Raw genomic sequence first — 3,661 nt, 5'->3', positions numbered from 1 at the left:
ATCAGCCGGAGCCAGCTCCGGACAGAACGTGCCCAAGGCCGTGCCAGTGCGCAGGGTCGGTATTTTCAACCGGGGAGGTTCCCAGGAAACCAAACCATCCGATTCCGCTCCCAGCGGCGGCGGATTTTTCCGCAAGCTCTTTCGCTGAAGAGCTGCATCACATTTTCAGGGAGACTTTATATTATGGCATTGACCTTCGTTCAAAGAATCAAAGAACTGCTTACAGGTAAACGCGACATCAAAAGCGGTGTGCGTCTCGTCATCAACTGCGAGAAACTGGAGAACCGCGTCGCCTTGCTCGACAAGGGCGTCGTCGAAGAATACAACATCGAGCGCGTCGGCACCCAGAGCCTCATTGGCAGCGTCTTCAAAGGCCGCATCCGCAACATTGAGCAGGGTCTCAAGGCCATGTTCATCGACATCGGTTTCGACAAAAACGCCTTCCTGCATTTCTGGGACGCCATTCCGGCCGCGCTGGATGCCGGTCTGGAGGAGATCAATCGTGGAGGCAGCAAAAAGAAAAAGCGCATTGAAGCCAAGGACATTCCCACTCTGTACCCGATCGGTTCGGAGATCATGGTGCAGGTCACCAAAGGTCCCGTGGGCAACAAAGGTCCGCGCGTCACCACCAACATTTCTCTCGCCGGACGTCTGCTGGTCTTGATGCCGCTGAACGACACCTGTGGTATCTCGCGCAAGATCGAAGATCCGAAGGAGCGCTCACGTCTCCGCAAGATCATCGAGAAAATCAGCCTGCCTGAAGGCATGGGCATCATCCTGCGCACCGAAGCCTCCGGCAAGCGTGCGCGCCACATCGTGCGCGATCTGAACATCCTTCTCGACGAGTGGGACCAGATCGTCGCCAAGCGCGACGGCCAGAACGCCCCGGTCTGCTGCTTCCAGGAGCCTGATCTCGTCGAGCGCACCGTGCGTGATTTTCTCACCGAGGACATCGATGAAGTCGCCTGCGATGACGCCGCCACCGTCGAGCGCATGCAGCGCATGGCTGCTCACATCTCCGGTCGTGCGAAGCGCCGCATCAATCTCTACCAGGGCCAGAGCGCCATCTTTGAGCACTACGGCATTCAAAAGCAGATCGACAACGCCTTCTACCGCCAGGTCTGGATGCCCTGCGGTGGCTACATCGTGATCGACCAGACCGAAGCTCTCGTCTCCATTGACGTCAACACCGGCCGCAACAAAGGCCACAAGGACGTCGATAAACTCCTGCTCGAAACCAATCTCGAAGCCGCCGCCGAAGTCGCGCGTCAGCTCCGCCTGCGCAACATGGGTGGTCTCATCGTGGTGGACTTCATTGACATGAAACACCGCCGCGACCAGCAGGCTGTGTACAAGCTGATGCTCGACCACCTCAAGCGTGACAAGGCCAAGACTCAGGTCCTGCCCATCTCGCAGTTTGGTCTCATGGAAATGACCCGCCAGCGTCTCAATGAAAGCCTCGGCACCACGCTCTATGAACCCTGCCCGTACTGCAAAGGCCACGGCCAGGTCAAGACGCCGCTCACCATGAGCGTGGAGCTTCAGCGCCGTCTTGTCTCGGTGCTGGGTCGTGCCAAGGAAGATCAGAAGAGCCTCATCGTCATCGTGCATCCCGAGGTGATGACCCGCCTCAAGACCGAAGATGGTGAACTGCTGGTCGATCTCGAACGCAAGTATCAGGCGCGTCTCACATTCCGCAGCGATCCTGCACTCCACCGCGAGCAGATCACGCTGACGAATGCGACCACTGGCGAAGAAGTTCGCCCCTGATCTCAGCGGGCTGATCCGCTGACGCTCAACTCATCCAGGTCGAAACTCCCCTGCGCTCCAGCAGCGCCGGGGACGATCACAACCTTGCCGATGTGTTGAATCGTGTCCGACCACGAGAAGCTGTTGGCCGCACGTTTCCAGCCTGCGGCCAGCGCTTCGGCATCATCCCAGTCGTAGCGCAGAGTGGCTGCCGCCTTGCTCCACTCAGGAGAAAAAGTGGTCTGCGTCTCGAACTGCCACTGCGCGATGTCATTTGCAAACAGCTCGATCATCACACGGCCCCCCGCCTTTGCTGAACGCACCTGGCAGGTGATCTCGGCACCTTTGCCGCCGATGATCTGGTTCCAGTCACCCGCGAGTGGTGATTCTTTGGCCGTCACTGGAGAGAGGGCGATGGGCAGCGCCCTGCCGCTGCGCGAAACATGGATGTAACCGCCTTTCACGCCTCCAGCGGCATGATGTTCGAGTTGATCGACGCCCTTCCAGCCCTGGGCATCGGCATCGAAGGAAATCGTCTGTGTCGCGGTGGGGTGGATCACACGCGTCGGCGCCTTCAACGGGTTTTCTGATCGCGGCAGTTGCTCATGCACCAAATCGCCACCGCTGATGGCGTACAGCACCGCATGGTCGAGTTCGATTTTGAAGCGCGCAGTCGGGGCCGGCAATGCACCTTTGTTCCATTTCAGCGCCGCATCGGTCACGGACATTGAAACAGGTTCTGCTGCATCCAAGACTTTACCCTGCTCATCTACGGCCAGGACACGCAGGCTGCCACCAGAGGCCACGTCGGCAGAGATGCACACCGGCTCTGATGTCAGCCGGAGCGCCCGAGTCAGCACATGGGAGGGTTTGCCGGTCTCGACGGGCGTGTAGCCGGCAAATCCATCCGGCCGCAGCGTCGCCAGACAGGGCAGGCAATGACGCTTCCAACCGGTGTGGGGAAAGTCGTCTCCGCCGTAGAAGATCATGAGCTTTCCGTCTCTCAGAATGGGTGGGCCGGCCATCGCGTAGATGCATTCGCTGTCGTAGCTGCCCTTCGCTCCGCGTGGGATGAACGGCGTTCCGGGGGCGACGCGCTGCCATTGCAGGCCGTCGTGACTCCACGCCAGTTCACAATCGACCGAGCGGCCGCTGCCGACGTGGTACATCATCACATAGCTCAGATAGATGCTGCCGTAGCGGAACACCGGCATGCAGTAAGTCTGGCTGGAGCGGCCTTCTGCCAGGCTGGAGCGCAGCACGAGGCCATCATTTTTCCAAGTGAGGAAGTCATCACTCTCGAAGCGCGAGACCAGCCGCTCTCCGAGGTAAAGTTTGGTGAACCACAGGTATTTGCCGCTGCGTTCATCCCAGAACGCATTGTTATGGGTGTCACCGTTCTGTGCGCCGAAGCCGTGGGCGGCCAGAGCCTCGCCCCAATGAATGCCATCGGCTGAGAAACGCACCTGCGGTTTGCCGAGCCCGACATCACTCACCATTTTGTAGCGTCGTGCCGGATAGGTATCGTGAAGGTCTTTGAACACGCCGACATTGGGGCAGTCACGGGCCACGATGTTGTTGGCGCTGCTGCCGGCGAACTTGTGCAGGCCCAGTTCAGGTTTGTCCCAGCGAACGCCATCTTTGGAGGTGGCGTAGAGCAGATACCAGCCGACATCATGCACCGTGCTGGGCTGATCCATCTGCGCGATCACTTCCTTGTCGGCCAGAACGCACTTGTACCAGAGTTTGAAGATCTGCTCATCCTCGTCCCAGATCACATTGGGATAGAGGTTGTTCATCGAATTCTCCCACGGTTTGTCCGCCTGAAAAAGTGGATTGGCCGGATGCTTCTGCGGAGTGCCGAGGGCGAGCCTGGCATTCACCGCCGCCTCAACCAGACGTGAGTCCAGCA

Annotated in this window: 2 protein-coding genes; one reads left to right on the top strand and one right to left on the bottom strand. The window is 59.2% G+C overall.

What is annotated here, in order from left to right; genetic code table 11:
* The first annotated feature begins 183 nt into the window (after positions 1 to 183).
* Complete coding sequence (locus tag ACIREA_RS28500) at positions 184 to 1,770, top strand: ribonuclease E/G (RefSeq protein WP_397385713.1); 1,587 nt, start codon at positions 184 to 186, stop codon at positions 1,768 to 1,770.
* Positions 1,771 to 1,772: 2 nt separating this feature from the next.
* Here ACIREA_RS28500 and ACIREA_RS28495 read toward each other — a convergent pair.
* Positions 1,773 to 3,661 (bottom strand): hypothetical protein (locus ACIREA_RS28495; RefSeq protein WP_397385712.1); only part of this gene is annotated, 1,889 nt, incomplete at its 5' end.

The sequence above is a fragment of the Prosthecobacter sp. genome, assembly GCF_044373815.1.
Taxonomy (GTDB): domain Bacteria; phylum Verrucomicrobiota; class Verrucomicrobiia; order Verrucomicrobiales; family Verrucomicrobiaceae; genus Prosthecobacter.
The sequence above is the reverse complement of the archived record's forward strand: the minus strand, read 5'-3'. Positions and strand labels throughout refer to the sequence as shown.